This is a genomic window from Amycolatopsis ponsaeliensis, from assembly GCF_030182635.1.
In the GTDB taxonomy this organism is placed as follows: domain Bacteria; phylum Actinomycetota; class Actinomycetes; order Mycobacteriales; family Pseudonocardiaceae; genus Amycolatopsis; species Amycolatopsis ponsaeliensis.
The window spans coordinates 22,591-45,583 of record NZ_JAPZLD010000046.1; the positions used below are offsets into that span (position 1 = coordinate 22,591).

A 22,993-nucleotide genomic window follows, 5' to 3' on the forward strand; every position below is an offset into this window, starting at 1 on the left:
GGGAACTGGCAAACCGGTCAGCCCGGCGGCCGCCGGTGGATCGCCCAGACGGCTTCCGCCGCGCGACGCCAGGTGAACGCCTTCGCCCGCTCCCGACCCGAACGAGTGAGCTCGGCCGCCACGGAGGGTGAACTCAGCACCTCCCGCAGCGCGGCCGCCAACGCCGCCGAGTCGCCGCGCGGCACCGTGATCCCCGCGCCGCCCGCCACCTCGGCCAGGGCCGGAGCGTCCGTGTGCACCACCGGGATCCCCGCCGCCATCGCCTCCAGCAGGCCCAGCCCGAACCCCTCGGCCAGGCTCGGCACGGCCAGCACGCTCGCGTGCCGCAACGCCGTCGCGAGCTCGGCGTCCGACACCTTCCCCAGCACCCGCAGCCGATCCGCCGGCAGCCCGCGCTCGGCCGCCAGCGCGACCGGGTCGACGCCGCCCCAGCCCGGCTGCCCGGCGAGCACCAGCACCACGCCGTCGAGCGCCGCGACCGCGTCGACCAGCACGTCGATCCCCTTGCGCGGCTCGATCGTGCCCACCGCCAGGACATACCGCGCAGGCAGGTCCAGCTCGGCCGACCCCGATGGCACCCGCACCCCGTGCGGCACCACGCGCACCGGGACGTCGACGTCGATCAGCACCGCCAGCTCGTCGGCGACCGCCCGCGTCGGCACGACCAGCCCGGACGCGCGCCGCGCCGCCCGCGCGATCATCGACCGGTGCCAGCTGACCCCGCGCGCGGTGAGCGTCTCGGGGTGGGTCCACGGCACCGTGTCGTGCACGGTCACGCTCAACGTCCGCCCGGCCGGCGCGCGCGGCGGTGCGAACGGCGTCGGCGCGTGCACCGCGTCGCCGCCCGGCCACCAGGGGATCCCCAGCTGCCAGCCGCCGATCAGCGCCCGCGGCGGGATCCGCAGCACCCGCGGGCCTTCGACGCCCTCGAGCCGCGCCGCGGCCACGTCCGCGTGCCGCGCGACCACGCTGGACACCGTCCAGCCCGGCGGCGCGCTCTTCGCGAGCGCGGGCAGCAGCTCGGCCGTGTAGCGCCCGGTGCCGCCGGGCACGGGCGCGAGGAGCTGCTCGGCGAGCACGACCAGTTCGGGCACGCGGCTATTGTGCGGGACGTGACCGCGAATCCCGCCACCACGGTGGTCGTCGTGACCTGGCGGGGTGCCGGGCACGTGACCGCCTGCCTCGACGCGCTCGCCGCGCAGACGCGTCCACATCGGACGCTCGTGGTGGACAACGCCTCCGACGACGGCACCGCCGCCCTGCTCGCGGCCCATCCTTCGCGTCCGCAAGTAATTCGCCTTCCCCACAACGCGGGCTACGCGGGCGCGCTCGCCGTCGCGGTGAAGCGCGTCGGCTCCCCGATGATGGCCTGGCTGAACGACGACGCCGAGCCGGCGCCGGACTGGCTCGCGACGCTGGAAGACACCCTGGAAAAGGCGCCACTGGCCGCCGCGGCGACGGCACGGCTCGTGCGGCCCGACGGCACCACGCAGTCCGCCGGCGTCCGGCTGACCGCCGACGGCCACGGCGCCGACCTCACCGAACCCGCCGGCGAGGTGTTCGCCTTCTGCGGCGGCGCCGCACTGCTGCGCACCGACGCGCTCAAGAGCGTGCACGGCGTCCCGGCCGGGTTCTTCTGCTACTACGAGGACACCGACACGGCGTGGCGGCTGCGGCTGGCCGGCTGGGACGTCGTCGCGGTGCCCGACGCCCGCGTCCGGCACGCCCACGGCGTCAGCAGCGACCTGGGTTCGCCGCTGTTCCACCGCTGGAACGAGCGCAACCGGCTGCTCATGCTGCTGCGCTGCGCACCCCGCGGGGTCGCGGTGAACCAGCTGCTCCGGTTCGCCGTGTTGACAGCGGTGCTGCCGCTGCGACCCGGGCGGCCCCCGGCGCCGAACTTCCGGTTCGGCCTGCGCTGCCGCGTCCTGGCCGAGGTCGTGGCGAAGCTGCCCGCGACGCTCGTGGCCCGCCGCGGGATCGGCCGTCGAGCGGCACTCGGCCGAGGCGCGGTCTGGGAGGCTTGGGCAGGCCTTTAAGCTGGCGCTCATTCCGACGAAGGAGCAGCTTTGGCGCAGGGGGAACCGCAACCGCTCGTCTCGGTGATCGTGGTGAACTACCACGGGGCCGACGACACGATCACCTGCCTGCGCGCGCTCGCCGAGCACGACTACCCCGAGCTCGAGCTGATCTGCGTCGACAACTCCGCCGGCGACGACGAAGCCGCGCGCATCCGCGAAGCCGTCCCCCAGGCCCGCGTGATCGACGCCGGCCGCAACACCGGGTTCGCCGGCGGCTGCAACCTCGGCGCGAAGCACGCGAAGGGCACCGTCCTCGGCTTCCTCAACAACGACGCCCGCCCGGCACCCGGCTGGGTCTCCGCCGCGGTCGCCGAACTGCGCGCGCAACCCCGCGTCGCCGCCGTCGCCAGCAAGGTCCTCGACTGGGACGGCACCGGCACCGACTTCGTCGACGGCGGCCTGACCTGGTTCGGCATGGGCTACAAGCGCCACGCCGGCTCGCCCCTGGCCGACGTCCCGGCCGCCGAGCACGAGGTCGCGAAGGACGTCCTGTTCGGCACCGGCTCCGCGATGTTCGTCCGCACGGCCGTGTTCGCCGAGCTCGACGGCTTCGACGAGCGGTTCTTCATGTTCTACGAGGACGTCGACCTCGGCTGGCGCCTCAACCTGCGCGGCTGGCGCGTCCGGTACGTGCCCGAGTCGCTCACCTACCACCGCCACCACGGCACGATGGCCGCGGTCGACGCGCCGGAAACCGGCCGCGAGACCTTCCTCCTGGAGCGCAACGCCCTGGCCGCGCTCTACAAGAACCTCTCCGACGAGACCCTGGCCCGGGCTCTCCCGGCGGCCCTCGCGCTCGCCGTGCGCCGGGCCACCGCCCGCGGTGAGCTGGACGCGACCCAGCTCGACCTCGAAAAGGGCGTCGGGCCGATCGAGTCCGGCGACGTCGCGATCCCGCGCACCACGCTCGCCGGGATCCTCGCCATCGACCAGTTCGTCGAGCAGCTCCCGTCGCTGGCGGAGTCCCGCGCGATCGAGCAGGCCGCCCGCGTCCGCACCGACGCCGACCTGCTTCCCTTGCTGCGCAAGGCGTTGGAGCCCGCGTACCCGCTGCCGCGCTACCTCGCCGCGCACGACATCCTCGTCGAGGCGTTCGGCATCGAGAAGGCATTCGGACAGCGCCGGAAGATCCTCGTGATCACCGGCGACGCGCTCACCGAGCGGATGGCCGGCCCGGCGATCCGCGCCTGGAACATCGCGCTGGCGCTGGCCGCCGAGCACGACGTCCACCTGGTCACCACCAACCCCCTCGCGACGCCGCCGCCCGCGCCGTTCCACGTCAGCGCCGGCAAGCACCGCGAGCTCGAGGCGCCGATCGCCTGGGCCGACGTCATCGTCCTGCAGGGGCACGTGCTCGAACTAGCGCCGTCGCTGAAGAAGGAGCACAGCGGCAAGATCGTCGTCGCCGACCTCTACGACCCGATGCACCTCGAACTGCTGGAGCAGGGCAAGGGCGTCGCCGACGACAAGCGCGCGGCCGACCTCGCCGGCGTCACCCGGGTCCTGGACGCCCAGATCGAGCGCGGCGACTTCTTCCTCTGCGCGTCCGAGCGGCAGCGGCACCTGTGGCTCGGCCACCTGGCCGCGCTGGGCCGGCTTTCCCCGCGGCTCTACGACGCCGACCCGACGACGCAGTCGCTGCTCGCGGTCGTCCCCTTCGGACTGTCGACGCAGGCGCCGGTCCGCACCGGGCCGGGGCTGCGCTCGACGCTCGGCCTCGGCGGCACCGACCACGTCGTGCTCTGGGCCGGCGGGGTGTACAGCTGGTTCGACCCGCTGACACTGGTCCGCGCGATCGACACGCTGCGCCGTCGCCGCGGCGACGTCCGGCTGGTGTTCCTCGGCATGAAGCACCCGAACCCCGAGGTCGCCGAGATGGACATCGGCACGCGGACGATGCGGCTGGCGGACTCGCTGGGGCTGACGGACAAGCACGTCTACTTCAACGAGCAGTGGGTGCCCTACCACGAGCGCCAGAACTGGCTGCTCGACGCGAACTGCGGCGTCACCACCCACTACGAGCACGTCGAGACGACGTTCGCGTTCCGCACCCGGGTGCTCGACTACCTCTGGGCCGGCCTGCCGATCGTGACGACCGACGGCGACTCGTTCGCCGACCTGGTGCGGGCGGAACGGCTGGGCGTCGTCGTCCCGGCCGAGGACGCCGACGCGCTGGCCGCGGCGCTCGAAAAGTGCTTGTACGACGAGGAGTTCGCCGCGGGCTGCGTCGAGCGGATCGCCGTCGTCGCGCAGCGCTACACCTGGCCGGAGGCGCTGAAGCCGCTGGTGGAGTTCTGCCGCGACCCGCGCCCGGCGGCCGACCGGCTGCCCGGGTCCGCGGACCTGGTGACGACGCCGGCGGTGCGCGGCCGCGAGATGGTGCGCCGCGACGTCGACCTGGTCCGCGAGTACCTCGCCGCGGGCGGGGCGGGCGAGCTGGCGCGGCGTGTCGGCGGCCGGGTGCTCAAGGTCGCGAAGCAACGGCTCCGTCGTGGCTAGGTCCCTCAGCGTCCTCCTCGACGGCACTCCGCTGCTCGGCTCGCGCACCGGGATCGGCCGGTACACGTCCGCGCTGATCGAAGAGCTGGTGTCGATCCCCGAGGTGGACACGCGCGCGGTGGCGTTCACGCTGCGCGGCTGGCGGCGGCTGCGGCACGTGCTCCCCTACGGCGCGCGAGCCCGCGGGATGCCGGTGGCGGCGCGGCTGCTGCGAGCGGCGTGGATGCGGTCGGACTTCCCGCCGGTGGAGGTGTTCGCCGGGCCGACGGACGTCGTGCACGGCACGAACTTCGTGCTGCCGGGCCGGTTCCGCGCGGCGGGCGTGGTGACGATCCACGATCTGGCCTTTTTGGACAATCCCGCGGAGCTGGCCCCGAGCGACCGCGGCCTGCCGGAGCTGGTCCGCCGCGGTGCCCGCCGCGCGAACGTGATCTGCACCCCGACGGCGGCGGTGGCCGACTCGGTGGCGGAGCGCCTGGACGTCTCCCGCGACAAGATCGTGGTGACGCCGCTGGGCGTCAACCCGGCGTGGTTCACGGCACGCCCGCCCGACGACGAGCGGCGCGCGCGGCTGGGTTTGCCGGCCCGGTACCTGCTGTTCGCCGGAGCGGCGGGGCCCCGCAAGGGCCTGGACTGGCTGACCCGCACCCACGACGCGGCGCCGGACCTGCCGGACCTGGTCTTCGCCGGGCCGGGCCCGTTCCCCCGCGGTGCGCGGACTTCGCAGACCGGCTATCTGTCCGATGTGGACCTGCGCACGGTGGTGGCGGGCGCGTCGGCGCTGGTGCTGCCCTCGCGTGACGAGGGGTTCGGCCTGCCGGTGCTGGAGGCGATGGCCTCGGACGTCCCGGTGGTGTGCACGGACATCCCGGCCCTGCGCGAGGTGGCGGGCGACTGCGCGAGCCTGGTCCCGTACGGCGACGTGGACGGTTTGGCGGAGGCGCTCCGCACGGCGGTGACGGACCCGCACGCGGTGGCGACGTCGGCAGCGCGCCGCACGCACGCGGCGGGCTTCACGTGGCGCACGTGCGCCGAGCTGACGGTCGGCGCCTACCGGCTGGCCTCAGGCCGCCACTGACCGGGCCGCCCGCGGATCCGGCCCGGGCACCGGCCGAGCCGGATCACCGTTCACCAGCAGCAGGGTGGCGACGAACGTCGCCAGCACGACCGCGACCACGATCTTCGTCAAGGTGCTCAACCGCATCGTCACCAGCATCGCGACTCCGTTCTCCGGGACCTGCGAGAACCACGTTCCGCTCCCGGCCCGTGCCCGGTCCAAGCCGACCCGGCGCAACGGACCGGTCTCGGGTCACCCGATCCGGTAACGAAGGCCGGGTGCCCCGAGACGTAGTCCCCGGAGCGGGTGCCCCAGCTCCGGTTGCGCCGACCGGGTGACCGCCGAGGAGGAGACGTGCCGGACACCGCCACCGACGATCTCGGGCCCGTCCTGAGGGACCTTGCCTACGGCAGGCTGGCCCAGACCCGGGCGAAGCTCGCCAACAGCCCGGAAACCCGCGAGTTCCTGGAGCTCGGGCTGCAGCTCCTGCGCGACGACCTGATCGGGCACACCGGACCCGACTTCGAGACCGGGATCCGGTCGAAGCTCTTCGAATCGGTCTCGCGCGAGCGAATCCTGCAGCGCGCCGAAGAGGCGGACCGGGACCGGCCGAACCCGAAGGTGCTCACCGTCAACATGTTCCGGTACCGCTGGGAACGGAAGGACCGCTACACCGAAGATCTCATCTCGTACCTGTTCCGGCCGGCGCCCCAGGGCCGCCACTTCGCCGAGATGGCCGCCACCACCCACCGGCTGATCCCGCGGGCCAGCTTCGCCGAGCTGGTGCGCACGCTCGCCGACGCCGAAGTGCGGACGGTGCTGGAGGATCCACTGGTCAGCTTGCAGAGCACCGTGCAGAGCGCGATGCCCAACCACCCGCGCGTCCGTGAGTTCTGCCAGGCACACCTGGACCACTTGATGCCGCGCTGGGCGGATCTGTACGTGCGGATCACCGACGCCTACGGTCTCCGGTTGAAGGCCGGGTTCACCTGGCTGGACGTCGCGCTCATGTTCAACGCCGTCGTCGAAGGCGAGCTGACGTGGTCGCGCGTGGCCGCCCGGTCGGTCCTGTCCGGCGGCGGCACCGTGGTTTCCACCGCGATCCTGGCCATCCTGAGCAGTGTCCTGGACGACGCGCGGGACTTCGCGGACTGCTACGCCGTCGCGAAGTAGGCGTCCAGCGCCTCTTCCCACGACCGCATCGGGGTCAGCCAGGCTTCCTGCCACGAAGCCGGTGACAGCACCGAGTACCCCGGTCGCGTCGCCGCCTGCGGGTACTCCGCCGACGTGCACGGCCGGACCCGCGAAGGATCCGCGCCCAGACGCTTGAAGATCGCCTGGGCGAAGCCGCACCAGCTCACCGAACCCGCGTTCGTGCAGTGCAGGATCCGCCGCTCCGGCCCATCACCGGCGGCAACCCGGGAAGCCAGCTCCAGCAGCCCCGAAGCCAGATCGGCCGTCCACGTAGGACCGCCGATCTGATCGTCCACAACGGACAACTCCGGACGGGAAGACTCCAGCCGCACCATGGTCTTCACGAAGTTCGACCCCGTGCGCCCGTACAGCCACCCGGTCCGCACCACCCACGACGATGCCCCCGACCCGAGCACCGCGTCCTCGCCGGCCGCCTTCGTCCGGCCGTACGCCGAACGCGGCCCCAGCTCGTCCGAAGGCTCATAAGGCGAAGAAGCCTCGCCGGAAAAGACGTAGTCCGTCGACACGTGGATCAGCGGCACCCGCCGGGAAGCGCACGCCGCCGCCAGGACCCGGGGGCCGTCCGCGTTGATCGCGAACGCGCGGTCCTCGTCCTGCTCCGCCGCGTCGACCGCCGTGTAGGCCGCCGCGTTGATCACGACCGGGGCCGAGCCCGTTTCGCGCGCCCGGTCGGCCAATGCGCCGACCGCCGCCAGCACCTGGCCGGCCTGGGTCACGTCCAGTTCGGCCGAGCCCGGGGCGACGACGTCGACGTCGGGGGAAGCCGACGCGGCCAGGTCGCGGCCGAGCTGTCCGGAACCGCCGGGCACGAGCACCGTCAGCCGCACGAGCACATCCTCTACTTCTTGAGCGCGGCCCGCTCCGCCAGGGGCTCCCACCACGCGCGATTGTCCGTGTACCAGGCCACCGTCGCGGCCAGACCGTCCTCGAAGGACACGCGCGGAGCGTACCCCAGCTCCGAACCGATCTTCGTGATGTCCACCGAGTACCGGCGGTCGTGACCCTTGCGGTCCTCCACCGGCTCGACGCTGTCCCAGCCCGCACCCACGGCGGACAGCAGCTTCTCCGTCAGCGACCGGTTCGTCAGCTCGGTACCGCCGCCGATGTTGTAGATCTCGCCGGGCCTGCCACCGTCGGCGACGAGCTGGATGCCGTGGCAGTGGTCGTCCACGTGCAGCCAGTCGCGGACGTTGAGGCCGTCACCGTAGAGCGGCACCTTCCGCCCGTCGAGGAGGTTGGTGACGAACAGCGGGATGACCTTTTCCGGGAACTGGTACGGACCGTAGTTGTTGGAGCACCGCGTGACGCACACCGGCAGCCCGTGGGTCCGGAAGAAGGACCGCGCCACCAGATCGGAGGACGCCTTGGACGCCGAATAGGGCGAGTTCGGCTCCAGCACGTGGTCTTCGGTCCAGGAGCCGGTCTCGATCGAGCCGTACACCTCGTCCGTGGACACGTGGACGAACTTCGAGACACCCGCTTCCAGGGCCGCCTGCAGCAGGTTCTGCGTGCCGAGCACGTTCGTCAGGACGAAGTCGGCGGAGCCGAGGATCGAGCGGTCCACATGCGACTCGGCGGCGAAGTGCACGACCAGGTCGATCCCGCGCATGACGTCGGCGACCTTCCGCGCGTCGCAGATGTCGCCGCGGACGAACCGAAGCCGCGGATCGGCGGCGACCGGGGCCAGGTTGGCCTCGTTGCCGGCGTAGGTGAGCTTGTCCAGCACCACCACTTCGGCGTCACGCAGCGCCGGGTAGGCGCCACTCAGCGTCTGCCGGACGTAGTGCGACCCGATGAAGCCGGCACCACCGGTGACCAGGACCCGCATCTTCCCGCCTTTCCCTCGGCCCCCGTCCGGGGCAATCGGCCCCCAGCCTACGGAGGTCCAACAACACCCTCAGTAGAGTCATGGTCGGAGGCACAGGGGTGCCCTGGGGGAAGCACGGGGTTTCACAGGGGAGGAAGCGCGTGACCGAATGGCCTGCGCCGCCCATCCCGGCGCGCCGGAGCTACGGCATCGCGGTCTTCGCACGGCGTGGCGGCAAGGTCGTCGTGTCGTTGCTGTCCGTCGCGATCCTGGCCCTGACCTGGTACGGCTGGCACTTCATCGGTGACCCGAACAGCGGCCTGACCACCACGAACGTCTTCGCCGACACCGAAGCGCACGCGAAGCCGCTCGACGGCGCCATCGACATCCTCCTGGTCGGCCAGGACAGCCGCACCGACGCACAGGGCAACCCGCTGCCCCGCGAGGTGCTGGACATGCTGCACGCCGGCGTCTCCGACGGCGAGCTGAACACCGACACGATGATCCTCGTGCACATCCCCCAGAACGGGAAGCACGCGATCGCGATCTCGTTCCCCCGCGACTCCTGGGTGGAGCTGGCCGGCGGCTACGGCAAGCACAAGCTCAACAGCGCCTTTGTCTACGCGTACACGGACACTTACAAAACGTTGCAGCGCCAGGGCATGACCGACCTCAAGCAGGCCGACGCGCAGGCGAAGGTCGCCGGGCGGAAGAACCTGATCGCCACGATCGAGAAGTTCATCGGCAAGCCGGGCATGATCGACCGCTACGCCGAGGTCAACCTGGCGAGCTTCTACGAGATCACCAAGTCGATCGGCGGCGTCGAGGTCTGTCTCAACGGGCCGGTCAAGGAAACCAAGTCCGGCGTGGACCTGCCGGGCGGGCGCCAGACGATCGAGGGCGTGCAGGCGCTCGCGTTCGTCCGGCAGCGCTACGGGCTGCCCAACTACGACCTCGACCGGATCGCGCGCCAGCAGGCGTTCCTGTCCGGGCTGGCCCGCAAGGTGATCTCGACCGACGTGCTGACCAGCCCGGGGAAGATCGCCGACCTCGTGTCCGCGGTGAAGAAGTCCGTGGTGGTGTCGCAGGGCTGGGACCTGACCGAGTTCGCCGAGCAGATGCGCGGGCTGACCGGCGGCAACATCGAGTTCCACACCATCCCCACCCTGGGCAACGCGGTGATCGGCGGCGCCGACGTGCTGCGCGTCGACCAGGCCGCCGTCCAGGCCGAGGTGGCGCGGATGACCTCGGACGGCGACACCCCGGCGACCCAGGCGCCGGCCCAGCTGCCGGGCGCGAAGGCCGTGACGGTCGAGCTGTTCGACGGCTCGGGCGCGGCGGCGCTGGCCGGCCAGACGCACACGATGCTGGCAAGCAAGGGCTTCACGGTCGCCGCCGACCAGAAGCTGAGCACCCGCAACACCACCGTCGTCCGGTACAACCCGGCCGACAGCGCCGCGCTCGACCTGGTCAAGCAGGCGCTGGGCACCAGCGTCCAGGCCGAGCCGGACCGGGACGTCACCGCCGGGCACGTGCGCGTGCTGCTGGGCAAGGACTTCCGCAGCTCGGCCGCAGGTTCGGGTGGCGCGCCGAGCTCGACCCCGAAGGCGCCGTCGACCCCGGTGTCTTCCACCCCCGCCGCGCCGCCGATCACCGCGGGCGACGTTCCCTGCGTCAACTAGACTGAGTACGCAGGGTGGTCGGGGGAGGTAAACCAGGATGGAAGACGAGCAGGAACAGCCGGAACCGGCCACCGAGCCGGTGACGGAGCGCGACGATCCCGAGTGGAAGCCGTCGCCGTTCCCGCGTGAGATCGCACCCGCTCCGGTGGCCGCGAGGCCGTCGCGGGTGCGGCGGGCCGGGCGGGTCACCCGCCGGGTCGCGCTCGGGCTCGTCTCGGTGCTCGCGCTCGGCGCCAGCGGCTACGCCTACGTCACGAAGGACCAGCTGCAGCGCACCGTCCCGACGACCGACGCGCTCACCCCGCGCGCCGGCGAGCCCGCGCCGCCGCCCGCTGACGACGGCGCGGACGACATCCTGCTCGTCGGCAGCGACGCGCGGACGGACGCGCAGGGCAACCAGCTTCCGCTGCGGGTGCTGAAGGAGCTGCGGACCGAGGCCAACAGCGGCGCGGTGAACACCGACACGGTGATCCTGCTGCGGGTGCCGAAGGACGGTTCGAAGCCGTCGGCGGTGTCGGTGCCGCGGGACACGTGGACCGACATCCCGGGCCGCGGCAAGGCGAAGATCAACTCGGCGTACGGCATCGCGAAGGCGCACTTCGCGCAGGAGCTGCGCGCCCAGGGCGAGCGCGACCAGGCGAAGATCGAACGCGACTCCGACACCGAGGGCCGTCGGGTGCTGGTGCAGGCGGTGCAGGACCTCACGCAGGTCCGGATCGACCACTACGCCGAGATCAACCTGCTGGGCTTCTACCTGCTCACCGAGGCGCTCGGCGGCGTGAAGGTGTGCCTGAACCACTCGACCGAGGACAAGGACTCGGGCGCGAACTTCCGCCGCGGCGAGCAGACGGTGTCCGGTGGCGAAGCGCTGTCGTTCGTCCGGCAGCGCAAGAACCTGCCGCGCGGCGACCTCGACCGGATCGTGCGGCAGCAGGCGTTCCTCTCGTCGGCGCTGCGCCAGGTGCTGTCGGCGGGCACCCTGACCAGCCCGGGCACGCTGAACAACCTGATGGACGCGGTGCACCGGTCGCTGACCCTGGACCCGGGGCTCGACCTGCTGCAGTTCGCGCAGCAGGCGAAGGGCATCGCGTCCGGCGACCTGACGTTCGCGACGATCCCGGTGATCACGGCGAACGGCCGGAGTCCGGACGGCCAGAGCATCGTGGAGATCGACCCGAAGGCGGTCCGCGAGTTCGTGGCGGGCCTGGCCGGGCGCTCCGCCGCTCAGGTCCCGGCCGAGGCCCCCGGTGGCGGCGGCTCGGGCAGCGGCGCCGCCCCCGTCGCGGCGCCGCTGCTCGAGGCCTCCGACGGAGTCCCCTGCGTCAACTGAAGTCGGCGCGGTGGTCCTCCGCCCACTGCCGGAACGTGCGCGGCGCGTTTCCGGTCACCGCACGCACCACGTCCGTGACCACGGACGGCTCCCGCGTCGTCCGCTCCATCGCCCGGAGGATCTCCGGCGGGACCTCGGGCGGCCAGCCCAGCGCGGTCATCCGCTCGGCGGCCTGCTCCGGCGTCAGCTCCTCGACCCGCAGCGGCCGGCCGAGGACGTCCGCGAGCACCTCGGCCTGCTCGCGGAAGCTGATCGGTGACGGCCCGCTCAGCTGCAGCGCCTGCCCGGCGTGCGAACCGGACGCCAGGATCTTCGCCGCGACGTCACCGATGTCCCGCTCGTGGATCGCGCCGACGCGCGAGTCCGGGTACGGCGTGCGGACGACACCCTCCGCGACGTCCGTGCGCCAGCCGAGGGCGTTCGTCGAGAACGAGCCCGGGTTGAGCAGGGTCTCCGCGAACGGCGCCGCGATCAGCGCCTCCTCCACGGCCCGGTGCAGCCGCGCGACGCGGCTCTGCGCGGATCGCGGCTCGAGCGTCGCCCCGGACGACAGCAGCACGACGTGCCGCACGCCGGCCGCTTCGGCCGCCTTCACGAAACCTTCGATCCCCGACGGCCGCGTGTACAGGAACACCGCGTCGACGCCGTCGAGCGCGCGGTCCAGTGTGGACGGATCTTCCAGGTCGGCGGCGACCTTCGCGGTCGGGACGTCGAGCGTGGCGACCTCGCGGCTCGACGCGCGGACGTCCTGACCTGCGGCGACGAGCGCGTCGAGGACCGCGCGGCCGACGTGCCCGCGGGCCCCGGTGACGAGAACGGACATGGCTGTCCCCCAGCTTCCGAGATGTATTTGCTTGCAAAGCAAACGCACTGAGCCGGAAGTCGTGGTGTCAACCGGCGAAGCGCGTGGTCCGCGCTTTAGCCTGTCCGCATGAGCCTGACCGACGAGCTGCTGCGCCCGCTGCTGGCCTCGCCCGCGAAACCGTTGATCACCCATTACGACGACCAGCTGGGCAGCCGCGTCGAGCTGTCCGTGGCGACGACCGCCAACTGGGCGGCCAAAACGGCCAACTGGCTGACCGAAGAGTTCGACGTCGAGCCGGGCGACGCGGTGGCCGTGCAGCTCCCGGCGCACTGGCAGACCGTGGGCGTGCTGCTCGGCGCGTGGTGGTGCGGGGCGCGCGTCGTGACCGAAGGCACCGGCGCACGGGTGGCGTTCGTCGGGCCGGACGACCCGGAGCCGACCGGCGCGACCGCGACCGCCGTCGTGACGCTGGACCCGATGGGACGCGGGCTGTCCGAGCCGCCGGGCGGCGGCGCGTTCGACTACCTGAGCGAGTCCCGGCTGGCGGGCGACCAGTACAGCCCGCTCTTCGCGATCCCCGGCGACACGCCCGCCCTGTTCGAGTCCACTGTGGACGAGGTGCTGGCGGAAGCCCGCGCCCGCGCGGCGAAACTCGGCCTCGGCGCGGACGACCGCGTGCTGTCCACCCGGGACTGGAGCGGTTCGGAGGGCATCCTCGACGGCCTGCTCGTCCCCCTGGCCGCGGGCGCCCACCTGGTCCACGTGAGCAACGCGGACCCGGCCAAGCTTTCCGCCCGCCGCGACGCGGAACGCACCACGGCCGACCTCCCCGCGTAAAGCCATGAAGGGCACCCTCATGGGCTTAAGAGCCATGAGGGTGCCCTTCATGACATCGGGCGTCAGGCGTTCTGCAGCTCGCCGGCCTCGGCGTCGCGGCGGGCTCGCTTGCGGCCCCACAGCAGGTGATCGAGCGAAAGCCGGCCGCCGTTGAAGCCGAGGGCGAGCCCGGCGAGCGCGAGCACCAGGACCAGCTCGTAGCCGCCCTGGCCGGTCAGTCCGTTGTCGATGTGCACCGAGAGCAGCGCACCCACGGAGATCACGACGTACCCGATGCCGACCAGCGGCATCAGGAACCCGACGATGAACGCGATCGAACCGAGGATTTCGACGGTCATCGCGAAGACCGCGGCGATCGTGGGCATCGGGATGCCCGTCATCGAGAAGAACTTCGCGGTGCCGTCGATGCCGTTGTTCCACTTCTGGAGCCCGTGCGCGAGGAAGACGACCGCGACGCCGATCCTCCCCAGCAGCAGGGCCACGTCCTTGAATCGTCCGAACATCCGGTTTCAGCTCCCCGGTGGGTGAATTTTCAACTGACCCGGCCCAAGTTAGGGCCCCGGGACCCCCGATCGAAGCTCCGGAGGGTGATCGACAGGGAACCGACAGGGACGGAAATTCGGTTTCGCGCGCCCCGGCCGCGGGGCTATCTTCGCCCTGACCTGCGTCCACGACCGTGAGGAGACCCCGATGCGCCGACAGTCCGTCCTACCCGGCCTGTCACCCGCATCACAAAGGACCTCCCACGACCGTGAAAACCCTGAACATCGGCATCCTGGCGCACGTCGACGCCGGTAAGACCAGCCTGACCGAGCGCCTGCTCTTCGAGGCGGGCGCCATCACGCACCTCGGCAGCGTCGACCGCGGCGACACCCAGACCGACTCCCTCGAGCTCGAACGCCGTCGCGGCATCACCATCCGCTCCGCCGTGGTCTCGTTCATGACCGGCGACACCCGGATCACCCTGATCGACACCCCGGGCCACTCCGACTTCATCGCGGAGGTCGAGCGTGCGCTGCGCGTGCTCGACGGGGCCGTCCTAGTGGTGTCGGCCGTCGAAGGCGTCCAAGCCCAGACCCGCGTGCTGATGCGCACCCTGCGCCGGCTCGGCATCCCGGCCCTGATCTTCGTCAACAAGATCGACCGGATGGGCGCGCGCGACCTCCTCGACGACATCCGCGCGAAGCTGGCTCCGCGCGCGATCGCGCTGAGCGCCTCGCCCGACGAGCTGGCCGAGTTCCTGGCCGACGGCGACGACGCGTTCCTGGAGTCCTATGTGGATGACCGCGTCGACGAGGCTGACTGCCGTACCGAGCTGGCCCGGCAGGTCGCACGCGGCACGCTGCACCCGGTGCTGTCCGGGTCCGCGATCACCGGCGCCGGCGTCGCGGACCTCGTCGCGGCGATGGCCGAGCTGCTCCCGGCCGCCGAGCGCACCGGCGACGGCCCCCTGCACGCGACGGTGTTCAAGATCGACCGCGGCCGCGCCGGGGAGAAGATCGCCTACGCCCGGCTGCACTCCGGGTCGCTGGCCGTGCGGCAGCGGATTTCCTTCTACCGCGGCGAAACCGAGCTCACCGGCCGGGTCTCCGCGCTCGAAGTCGCCGGCGACGAGGTGGCGCTCGCCGGCGACGTCGCCCGGGTGCGCGGGCTGCGGGAGGTCCGGATCGGCGACCGGCTCGGCTCACCGGGCACCGCTCGCGACGGCGTGTTCGCGCCGCCGAGCCTCGAGACCGTGGTGCGGCCGGTCCACCCCGAGCAGGCCGCGGCGTTGTTCACGGCACTGACCCGGCTGTCCGAAGAGGACCCGCTGATCGACGTCCGCCGCCACGGGCACGACATTTCGGTGCGGCTCTACGGCGAAGTGCAGAAGGAAGTGCTGCGCTCGATGCTGGCCGACGGCGCCGGCATCGACGTCACGTTCGAGCGGACGCGCACCCTGTACGTCGAGAAGCCGGTCGGCCGCGGGGAAGCCGTCGAGGGGCTGGATCCGGAGCAGCGGCTGTACTTCTTCGCGACGGTCGGGCTGCGGGTGGAGCCCGGCCCCGGCGTCACGTTCGGGCTTTCGGTCGAGCTGGGTTCGCTGCCGCTCGCGTTCCACAAGGCCATCGACGAGACCGTCCACACCACGCTCGAGCAGGGGCTGTACGGCTGGGAGGTGCTGGACGTCGCGGTCACGCTGACGCACACGGCGTTCTTCAGCCCGCTCAGCGCCGCCGGCGACTTCCGCAAGATGACGCCGCTGGTGCTGATGGCGGCGCTGAAGCAGGCCGGCACGCGGGTGCACGAGCCCGTGCACCGCTTCGAGCTGGAGATCCCGGCGAACGCCGTCAGCGCGGTGCTGCTCAAGCTCGCGGACCTGCGCGCGGTGCCCGGCGAGCCGGTCATCGGGCCGTCGTCGTGCACGCTGCACGGCACGATCCCCGCCGAGCACGTCCACGCGTTCGAGCAGGCTCTCCCCGCGCTCAGCCAGGGCGAAGGCGTCTTCCTCAGTGAGTTCGACGACTACCGGCCCTACCCCGGGCCGCCGCCGGTGCGGCCGCGGACCGGCGGGAACCCGTTGGACCGCAAGGAATACCTCGCGCAGGTGGCCCGGCGCTAGCGCTTGTGTGCCCAGGCCGCGCCGAAGCAGTAGGCGCCGAACGCGGCGAGGCCGAGGGCCACGACGCTCAGCAGAACGGTGCCGAAGGGCTGGGCGGCGAGCGTCTTCAGCGCGGCGTCCAGCCCGCCGGCCTGCTTCGGGTCGGCGTTGAACCCCGCGATGGCGAGAAGGATCGCGACGATCGTGAAGACGACACCCTTGGCGAGGTACCCGGCGGTGCCGAGCCAGCCGACCCAGCGCTTGGTCTTCCCCGGCAGGTCGCTCATGTCGAGGTCTTCGAGGAACTTCTTCTTCACGCCCTTGACCCCGGCGGCGATCGCGACCCCGAGCACGGCCGCGGCGGCGATGACCACCAGCGCCGGCCCGAACGGCAGCTCGAGCAGCTTGGCGGTGAACTCCTGCTGGGTCTGGTTGCTCGACCCGCCGCCCCCGCTGCCGATGGCGATCTTGAAGGCGGAGAAGCCGAGCGCGATCACGACGACCCCGCGCGCGGCGGCGCCGATCCGCTTGCGCGTCCGCTTCCCGCCGCTGACCCAGGTGTAGCCCGTGGCGGCCATCAGGAACTGCCAGAGCCCGAACAGGACCAGGCCGAGGGCGAGCACCCACAGCAGGACCTGCCCGAACGCCGTCGAGCCGATCTCCTGCAGCGCGCCCTTCTGGTCGGCCTGCTCACCGCCGCTGCCGAAGGCGACCTGCAGCGCCAGGTAGGCGAGGACGAGGTGGACCAGGCCGTAGCAGGCCATCCCGACCCGCCCGAGGAGCTGGGCGGTGTCGGTCTTTTCGCCGCGTTGAGCCGTGGCCGCTGTCCGATTCATGCCCGGTGGGTACCCAGTGCGGCCCGCCGCCGGTTGGGCCATGCGGCGCAATCGCCCACCGTGATGGGACGATTCCGGCATGGATGCGCGGCTGGTCGGCTACTGGTCGGAGGCGGAGGTGCACCCCGGCTCGACCGAGTACACCGAACTGGGCTTCCGGGCCGACGGTTCGGGCTGGCAGTACTGGTCGAGCTGGAGCACGGCGTTCTGCGTCCACCGCTTCGCGTGGCACGCCCCGGAGCCGGGCCGGCTCACCCTGCGGCTGCGGATGGCGATCGACGGCAGGTGGTCCCTCGACGGCCCGGACATCGCGCACCGGATCGAACGCCGTCAGCACGTCGACGAGGCCGTCGACCTGGGGTGGGAGCTCGGGCCGGACCGACAGCTGACGCTGGACCAGCCACTGATCGACGTCCTGGGCGGCACGCAGTTCCTGCCGGTCGAGGACGGCGGCACCGACCCGACGCTGGCCTAAGCGGGCCGACGCCGGATCGCGTCGAGCCCGGTCCAGCCGCCGTTGACGGCGAGCAGCGTCAGCACCCGTTCCGCCTGCTCGGCGAACCGCGCGAGGTCCTCGTGGAGCAGCGCCGCGCGTTCGCCGTCGAGCTGGTCGAAGTCGTCCCACCAGAGGCTGATCGCCGCGCCCGCCGTGACGACGAGGCCCTGCACCAGCCGCCGGAACCCGGGCGACGGCGTCTCCGCCGTCTCGCGGTAGGCCGTCTCGATGTCGTCACACGCGGCCAGGAGGTCCCGCAGCTGGGCGGCGGCCCCGGCGGGCGTGCCGTCCCAGGCGGCCGTCGGCCAGGCGCGGTCGGACAGTTCGAGCCACAGCCGCCAGCCGGCGACCAGCTCGGCTTCGTCGTGGGGCGTCCAGGACGCCGGAACCGGCCAGTACATGCTTCGAGAGTGACACCGCCGGAGCGGAAATCCGCCCCGGCGGTGGGTTATGTCTCATGTGGCGAAACTCAGCTGATCACGGGCGGCACCGGCACGCAGGGCGGCGTCTTGGCGTGGGCCGGGTCGAGCGCGTTGAGCACCAGCCCCTGCGCGACGGGGTCGTAGGTGATGCCGAGGTGGTCGGTGAAGTCGAGCCCGCAGACGTTCTGCAGCAGGATGTTCTTGACGTTCGGCTTCGGCGCGAGGAAGGCGCTGGTGTACGGCGTCACGACGTCGTCGTAGCGGGTCTGGATGACGGTGTACTGGATGCCGTCGACGGTTTCGCCGCCGGCGTTGAGATCGGTGAGGAAGGCCGAGCCGACGGCCTGTTCGTTGCACGACTGGCAGACGGTCCCGAGCGCGGCCGGCACACCGGGGATCATTTCGAGGGTGCTGAGCAGGCCGAAGAGATCGGTCCCGTGATTGGACGGCGACAGCCCGACGAGCCGCGAGATCTTGTCCGCGCCGCCGAGATACTTGATCCAGTACCGGATGTTCATCCCGCCCTGCGAGTGCCCGACGACGTCGAGCTTCCGGGCACCGGTGGCCTGGAGGATCTTGTCCCCGAAGGCGGCAAGCGCTTTCGAGGTGTCGGCGATGGGCCCGACGGTCTGCAGGAAGCTCCCGGGCGCCCCGCCGAAGTTCCCGGCGAAGACGCAGTAGCCGGCGTTGGCGAGCTTCTGGGAGAGGTTGGCCCAGTTTTCGTAGGCGTTGGCGGTGGTCCCGTTGGAGAGCAGCACGGGGTTCGGGTGTTTGTCGGAGGGTTTGCAGTTCCAGTCGTTCGCCCCAGGCGGCGCGATGGTGGGGGCGCCGAGCGAGTAGAGCGCGGCTGTGAGGATGTTGGGCTGCACGGGCCCGGTGGGTTCCTTCTCGGCCGCTTGCCCGGTACCGGCCCCCAGTGCCAGCACCGCCACCATGGCAACAGCCGCCGTGAGCCACCTGCGCGTCATTGCGCCCATCCGTTTCACCTCTCTGTGAACCGACGGTGATCCGCATCACCACTGAGTTAACGCGCGGGTAACTTGTCCGGACACTCCCCCTGGTGAGTGATTTTCTTTCGGCCCTTGACCTGCTACGAGTGACACGCCCCAGCCCAAGTGCCACTTACAAAGATGACAAAAAAGCCCCGGCACCGAAGGTGCCAGGGGCTTCACACACGCAAGGGTCAGCGGAAAGCAGGCCGACGAGTACCCAGACCTCCCCGCACCCCGATCCGAAGCCAAAACACGGCCGGCGGCACCGGGTCAAGGCATCTTTCCCGCCTTGACGCGGTACCGCCGGCCGTAGTCACAATCAGGGCTTCGGGGTGCCGGACTAGCCCTTCAGCAGCGCCCGAGCCATCACAACCTTCTGAATCTGGTTCGTACCCTCATAAATCTGGGTGATCTTGGCATCCCGCATCATCCGCTCCACGGGGAAGTCCCGGGTATACCCAGCACCACCGAACAGCTGCACAGCGTCCGTAGTCACCTCCATGGCGATATCCGACGCGTAAGTCTTCGCCGCCGAAGCCATGAACCCGGCCCGCTTGTCCCCCCGCTCCGAAGCCGCCGCAGAGGCGTACACCAGATGACGAGCCGCTTCGATCTTCGTCCCCATGTCGGCCAGCATGAACTGAACACCCTGGAACTCAGCGATCGACTTGCCGAACTGCCGACGGTCCTTCACGTACGCGATCGCCGCATCGAGCGCACCCTGAGCGATGCCCAACGCCTGCGCCCCGATCGTCGGCCGGGTGTGGTCGAGCGTCCGCAGCGCCGTCTTCAGACCGGTACCGGGCTCGCCGATGATCCGGTCCTCAGGAATCGTGCAGTTCTCGAAGTAGATCTCGCGCGTCGGGGAGCCCTTGATGCCGAGCTTCTTCTCCTTCGGGCCCACCGAGAAGCCCGGGTCGTCCTTGTGCACGACGAACGCCGAGATGCCGTTGGCCTTCTTCTCCGCGTCCGGGTCGGTCACGACCATCACGGTGTACCAGGTCGATTCACCCGCGTTCGTGATCCAGCACTTCGTGCCGTTGAGCACCCAGTGGTCACCGTCGAGCCGGGCGCGCGCCCGCATCGACGCCGTGTCCGAGCCCGCTTCGCGCTCCGAAAGCGCGTACGAAGCCGAGGCCTCACCCGACGCGATCGAGGGCAGCACGAGCTTCTTCACGCTCTCCGAGCCGGACAGGATGATCGGCTGCGTGCCGAGCTTGTTCACCGCCGGGATTAGGGACGCCGACGCGTCGACCCGCGCGACCTCTTCGATCACGATGCAGGCGCCCACGGCGTCCGCGCCCTGGCCGTCGTACTCCTCGCCGATGTGGACGGCGTTGAACCCGGACTTGACCAGCGCGTTGTACGCCTCGATCGGGTAGCGCTCGTTCTCGTCGACCTCGGCCGCGTACGGCGCGATCTCCTTCTCGGCCAGAGCCCGGACCGCGGCCCGCAGCTCCTCGTGCTCCTCGGCAAGCTGGTACAGGCCGTCGGTCACTCCGGTCACCTTCTCTACGACGTCGGGAGGGTTCCGTCGATGTTAGCGCTCGTTCACTGCACGCGTCCGCCCTCGTCCTTGTGTCGTTGACCGCAGAACTCGTACCGTCGAGTGATGCCGCTCACCGCGCCGACGACGCCGCCCGGTTTGCCCGCCTCCCTCGACTACCCCGAAGCCCCGGTCGGTTCCCTCATCGCCGCGGGCGCCGCCCGCTGGGGTGACCGGACCGCCTTCGCCCACGACGGCCACAGCCTCACCTTCGCCGAGACCTACCGCGCGGCCTGCCGCTTCGCCCACGCGCTGCGGGCGCAGGGCATCGGCCGCGGTGACGTCGTGGCGCTGCACCTGCCGAACTGCCTGGCCTTCCCGGTCGCCTACTACGGCACGCTGCTGGCCGGGGCGACGTTCAGCCCGGCCAACCCGCTGCTCCCGCCGGACGACCTCGCCTTCCAGCTCGCCGACTGCGAGGCCGCGGCGGTCGTGACGTTCGGGCCGGTCGCCGGGGTGCTCGCGAGCGTCGCCGACCGGATCCCGGCGCGGCTCACCGTCGTCGTCGGCCCCACCGGCGACCTGCCCGAGGGCGCCGTCGAGTTCGAGGCGTTCCAGGCCGGGCAGCCGGACGAGCGGCCCGGCGTCGACATCGCGATCCACGACGACCTCGCGCACCTCGCCTACACCGGCGGCACCACCGGCCGGTCGAAGGGCGTGCGGCTGACGCACCGCAACGTCGTGGTCAACACGCTGCAGCACTCGTGCTGGGGCAGCGGCTCGGTGCCGGCGCTCGACGCCCACGGCGACGTCACGATCGACCAGGTCGGCAGCGAGGACGAGTGGCCGACGCGCCTGGGCACCGGCATCGCGATCAACCTGACGCCGTGGTTCCACGCGATGGGCATCATCGGCGGGATGAACGCGGCGGTGATCGCCGGCACGACGATCGTGCTGCACTCGCGCTTCGACCCGCCGGCCTACGTCGCCGACGCCGAACGGCTGCGCATCACCGGCATCGGCGGCGCGCCCGCGCTGTTCGCCGCCCTGCTCGCGACGCCGTCGTTCCACACCGCGGACCTCTCGTCGGTGCGCGCGATCGGCTCAGGGGCCGCGCCGATGAACCACGCGATGATCAACGCGCTGCGCGAGCGGTTCCCGGGCGTGGTGGTCAGCGAGGGCTACGGCCTCACCGAAGCGACCATGGGCGCGATCATTTCCCCGACGTACCGCTCGGGCACGCGCAAGGTCGGCTCGGTCGGTGTGCCGATCTTCGACACCGAGGTCAAGGTCGTCCCGGCCGAGGGCGGCGAAGACCCGCTCCCCGCGGGCGAGAAGGGCGAGGTCTGCCTGCGCGGGCCGCAGATCATGCTGGGCTACCGCAACCGCCCGGAGGAGACGGCGGCCGCACTGGTCGACGGCTGGCTCCACACCGGCGACGTCGGCATCCTCGACGCCGACGGCTACCTCTCCATCGTGGACCGCAAGAAGGACATGCTGCTGTACAAGGGGTACAACGTCTTCCCGCGCGAGCTGGAGGAGCTGCTGATCACGATGCCCGGCGTCGCGGCGGCGGCCGTGGTGGGCCGACCCGACACCGAGGTCGGCGAGCTGCCGGTGGCGTTCGTGGTACCCCGCGGCGCGCTGGACGCCGACGAGCTGATGGCCGCGGTCAACGAGAAGGTGCTGCCCTACAAGCGGTTGCGGGAGATCCACGTGGTCGAGCAGATCCCGGTGTCGGCCGCCGGGAAGGTGCTCAAGCGGGAGCTACGGCAACAGCTGATCGGCGAGCTGCCCGGCTAGCCGGTCGCCGGACAGGAGCGTGCCGGCCTGCTTGACGTGCTTGAGCAGCGGCGAGACCTCCATGCTCTGCAGCCCGGGCAGCGAGCCGATCCGGTCCGAGGTGAACTCGAACAGCTCGTCGAGGTCCCGGCAGTGCGCGACGGCGTGGACGTTGTACGGCCCGGAAACCGCCGCGGCGAAGGCGATTTCGGGCTTCTGCGCGAGCGTGCGCCCGACGTCCTTGACCGCCGACGGGTGCACGCGCAACCAGAGATTCGCCCGGGCGTGGTAGCCGAGCGCCGCGGCCGCGATCTCGACGTCGATGTGGACGACGCGCAGCCGGATCAGCGTCTCCAGGCGGCGTGCGGCACGGCCGGGCGTGAGGTCCGCCGCCGCAGCGAGGTCGACCAGGGCGGCCCGGCCGTCCTCGGCCAGGACGTCAAGCAGCTTTTCGTCCTCGGCGGTCAGCTGCACGGGCTCGCGGGCCACGACCGGGGCTTCGGTGAACGGCGACTCGCCGGTCCCGAGCAGCGCTTCCTGCTCGGGGGTCAGCGTGCCCCGCAGCGCGGCCCAGTAGTGCCCGCGGCCGCCGACGAACTGGCGGAGCATCGCGGCCGCGTGGATGTCGAGGACGGCCGCGGTCCGCGGCAGCTGCTGGCCGAGCAGGTCGTCCCGCTGTTCCCGCGTCCGCGACCGCACCGCGAACCCGATCTCGGAACCCCCGGAGCAGAGCCCCACCCAGCTGACGTCGTCGCGCTTCGCGAGGGCGTCGGCGATCGCCGCGACGCTGCCGGGACGGCACCGCAGCCGCACCAGCCACTTGCTCTGGCCCAGCGCCCCCGGGTCAACGATGCCCGCGACGCGGAGGACGCCCTCGGCCCGCAGCCGCCGGTAGCGCCGGCCGACCGCGTTCTCGGTGACGCCGAGCGCGGCCGCGATCGAGGCGAACGAGGCTCGCGGGGCGATCTGGAGCGCGCGAATGAGACGCACATCTTCGGACTGCACACCGACGGATTCGGCCATCAGGGCTCCTCTCGTCGAGGCAATCCTACAAATCCGCCGCCGGGACGGGCGCGGCCGGCGGC

The 22,993-nt window shown here is 71.6% G+C and carries 21 protein-coding genes; 10 read left to right on the forward strand and 11 right to left on the reverse strand.

All coding sequences use genetic code 11. The features are described from left to right. Positions 1-17 precede the first annotated feature (17 nt). The gene (locus tag QQ657_RS44625; RefSeq protein ID WP_284748451.1) at positions 18-1,094 is read right to left on the reverse strand and encodes a glycosyltransferase family 4 protein; all 1,077 of its coding nucleotides are present in this window, start codon (positions 1,092-1,094) and stop codon (positions 18-20) included. Between the two features lie 9 nt (positions 1,095-1,103). On the opposite strand from QQ657_RS44625, the gene QQ657_RS44630 reads away from it, so the two are divergent. The 3 genes from QQ657_RS44630 to QQ657_RS44640 are packed head-to-tail and all read left to right on the forward strand — an operon-like array spanning position 1,104 to position 5,658. Next, positions 1,104-2,039 carry a glycosyltransferase family 2 protein gene (locus QQ657_RS44630; protein ID WP_284748452.1) on the forward strand — a complete coding sequence of 312 codons (936 nt, stop codon included), beginning with the start codon at positions 1,104-1,106 and terminating at the stop codon, positions 2,037-2,039. Between the two features lie 30 nt (positions 2,040-2,069). Continuing rightward, a complete protein-coding gene (locus QQ657_RS44635) occupies positions 2,070-4,580 on the forward strand; it encodes a glycosyltransferase (RefSeq protein ID WP_284748453.1) in 2,511 nt (836 codons plus the stop codon). Continuing rightward, positions 4,573-5,658 (forward strand): glycosyltransferase family 4 protein, encoded by a 1,086-nt coding sequence (locus QQ657_RS44640; RefSeq protein WP_284748454.1) that lies wholly within the window; start codon positions 4,573-4,575, stop codon positions 5,656-5,658. The genes QQ657_RS44635 and QQ657_RS44640 overlap by 8 nt, the downstream gene beginning before the upstream one ends. On the opposite strand, the gene QQ657_RS44645 is transcribed toward QQ657_RS44640, so the two are convergent. Next, complete coding sequence (locus tag QQ657_RS44645; RefSeq protein WP_284748455.1) at positions 5,644-5,796, reverse strand: hypothetical protein; 153 nt, start codon at positions 5,794-5,796, stop codon at positions 5,644-5,646. The two genes, QQ657_RS44640 and QQ657_RS44645, sit on opposite strands and share 15 nt — an antisense overlap. A gap of 195 nt (positions 5,797-5,991) precedes the next feature. On the opposite strand from QQ657_RS44645, the gene QQ657_RS44650 reads away from it, so the two are divergent. Beyond that, positions 5,992-6,810, forward strand: a complete 819-nt coding sequence (locus tag QQ657_RS44650) for a hypothetical protein (protein ID WP_284748456.1) — start codon at positions 5,992-5,994, stop codon at positions 6,808-6,810. Here the strand turns inward: QQ657_RS44650 and rfbD are convergent. Then, on the reverse strand, positions 6,792-7,685 hold the full coding sequence (gene rfbD / locus QQ657_RS44655) for a dTDP-4-dehydrorhamnose reductase (RefSeq protein WP_284748457.1): 894 nt from the start codon (positions 7,683-7,685) through the stop codon (positions 6,792-6,794). The two genes, QQ657_RS44650 and rfbD, sit on opposite strands and share 19 nt — an antisense overlap. A gap of 5 nt (positions 7,686-7,690) precedes the next feature. After that, positions 7,691-8,680: a dTDP-glucose 4,6-dehydratase gene (rfbB, locus tag QQ657_RS44660; protein ID WP_284748458.1), complete on the reverse strand. Its 990-nt coding sequence runs from the start codon at positions 8,678-8,680 to the stop codon at positions 7,691-7,693. Positions 8,681-8,820: 140 nt separating this feature from the next. Here rfbB and QQ657_RS44665 point away from each other — a divergent pair, with 140 nt between their 5' ends. Both QQ657_RS44665 and QQ657_RS44670 read left to right on the forward strand, forming a co-directional pair. Continuing rightward, on the forward strand, positions 8,821-10,341 hold the full coding sequence (locus tag QQ657_RS44665) for an LCP family protein (RefSeq protein WP_284748459.1): 1,521 nt from the start codon (positions 8,821-8,823) through the stop codon (positions 10,339-10,341). 37 nt (positions 10,342-10,378) lie between these two features. Further along, positions 10,379-11,671: an LCP family protein gene (locus QQ657_RS44670; protein ID WP_284748460.1), complete on the forward strand. Its 1,293-nt coding sequence runs from the start codon at positions 10,379-10,381 to the stop codon at positions 11,669-11,671. Here QQ657_RS44670 and QQ657_RS44675 read toward each other — a convergent pair. Then, entirely contained in the window at positions 11,664-12,494 is an 831-nt protein-coding gene (locus tag QQ657_RS44675) for an NAD(P)H-binding protein (RefSeq protein ID WP_284748461.1), read from the reverse strand. The two genes, QQ657_RS44670 and QQ657_RS44675, sit on opposite strands and share 8 nt — an antisense overlap. Before the next feature lie 108 nt (positions 12,495-12,602). Here QQ657_RS44675 and QQ657_RS44680 point away from each other — a divergent pair, with 108 nt between their 5' ends. Then, positions 12,603-13,313, forward strand: a complete 711-nt coding sequence (locus QQ657_RS44680) for a TIGR03089 family protein (RefSeq protein ID WP_284748462.1) — start codon at positions 12,603-12,605, stop codon at positions 13,311-13,313. 62 nt (positions 13,314-13,375) lie between these two features. Here QQ657_RS44680 and QQ657_RS44685 read toward each other — a convergent pair whose 3' ends face one another. After that, complete coding sequence (locus tag QQ657_RS44685; protein ID WP_284748463.1) at positions 13,376-13,816, reverse strand: DoxX family protein; 441 nt, start codon at positions 13,814-13,816, stop codon at positions 13,376-13,378. Positions 13,817-14,064: 248 nt separating this feature from the next. On the opposite strand from QQ657_RS44685, the gene QQ657_RS44690 reads away from it, so the two are divergent. Beyond that, entirely contained in the window at positions 14,065-15,915 is a 1,851-nt protein-coding gene (locus QQ657_RS44690; protein ID WP_284748464.1) for an elongation factor G, read from the forward strand. On the opposite strand, the gene QQ657_RS44695 is transcribed toward QQ657_RS44690, so the two are convergent. Continuing rightward, positions 15,912-16,730 carry a DUF1206 domain-containing protein gene (locus QQ657_RS44695; protein WP_284748465.1) on the reverse strand — a complete coding sequence of 273 codons (819 nt, stop codon included), beginning with the start codon at positions 16,728-16,730 and terminating at the stop codon, positions 15,912-15,914. The two genes, QQ657_RS44690 and QQ657_RS44695, sit on opposite strands and share 4 nt — an antisense overlap. A 79-nt stretch (positions 16,731-16,809) precedes the next feature. On the opposite strand from QQ657_RS44695, the gene QQ657_RS44700 reads away from it, so the two are divergent. Continuing rightward, positions 16,810-17,205: a hypothetical protein gene (locus QQ657_RS44700; RefSeq protein WP_284748466.1), complete on the forward strand. Its 396-nt coding sequence runs from the start codon at positions 16,810-16,812 to the stop codon at positions 17,203-17,205. Here the strand turns inward: QQ657_RS44700 and QQ657_RS44705 are convergent. The 3 genes from QQ657_RS44705 to QQ657_RS44715 all read right to left on the reverse strand — a co-directional run bounded on the left by QQ657_RS44705 (position 17,202) and on the right by QQ657_RS44715 (position 20,138). Continuing rightward, positions 17,202-17,627: a hypothetical protein gene (locus tag QQ657_RS44705; protein WP_284748467.1), complete on the reverse strand. Its 426-nt coding sequence runs from the start codon at positions 17,625-17,627 to the stop codon at positions 17,202-17,204. The two genes, QQ657_RS44700 and QQ657_RS44705, sit on opposite strands and share 4 nt — an antisense overlap. 68 nt (positions 17,628-17,695) lie before the next feature. Next, positions 17,696-18,625 (reverse strand): esterase/lipase family protein, encoded by a 930-nt coding sequence (locus QQ657_RS44710; RefSeq protein ID WP_350310755.1) that lies wholly within the window; start codon positions 18,623-18,625, stop codon positions 17,696-17,698. A 355-nt stretch (positions 18,626-18,980) separates the two neighbouring features. Continuing rightward, on the reverse strand, positions 18,981-20,138 hold the full coding sequence (locus QQ657_RS44715) for an acyl-CoA dehydrogenase family protein (protein ID WP_284748469.1): 1,158 nt from the start codon (positions 20,136-20,138) through the stop codon (positions 18,981-18,983). A 114-nt stretch (positions 20,139-20,252) separates the two neighbouring features. On the opposite strand from QQ657_RS44715, the gene QQ657_RS44720 reads away from it, so the two are divergent. Beyond that, the gene (locus tag QQ657_RS44720; RefSeq protein ID WP_284748470.1) at positions 20,253-21,929 is read left to right on the forward strand and encodes a class I adenylate-forming enzyme family protein; all 1,677 of its coding nucleotides are present in this window, start codon (positions 20,253-20,255) and stop codon (positions 21,927-21,929) included. On the opposite strand, the gene QQ657_RS44725 is transcribed toward QQ657_RS44720, so the two are convergent. Further along, positions 21,894-22,931 carry an Lrp/AsnC family transcriptional regulator gene (locus QQ657_RS44725; RefSeq protein ID WP_284748471.1) on the reverse strand — a complete coding sequence of 346 codons (1,038 nt, stop codon included), beginning with the start codon at positions 22,929-22,931 and terminating at the stop codon, positions 21,894-21,896. The two genes, QQ657_RS44720 and QQ657_RS44725, sit on opposite strands and share 36 nt — an antisense overlap. Positions 22,932-22,993: the final 62 nt, after the last annotated feature.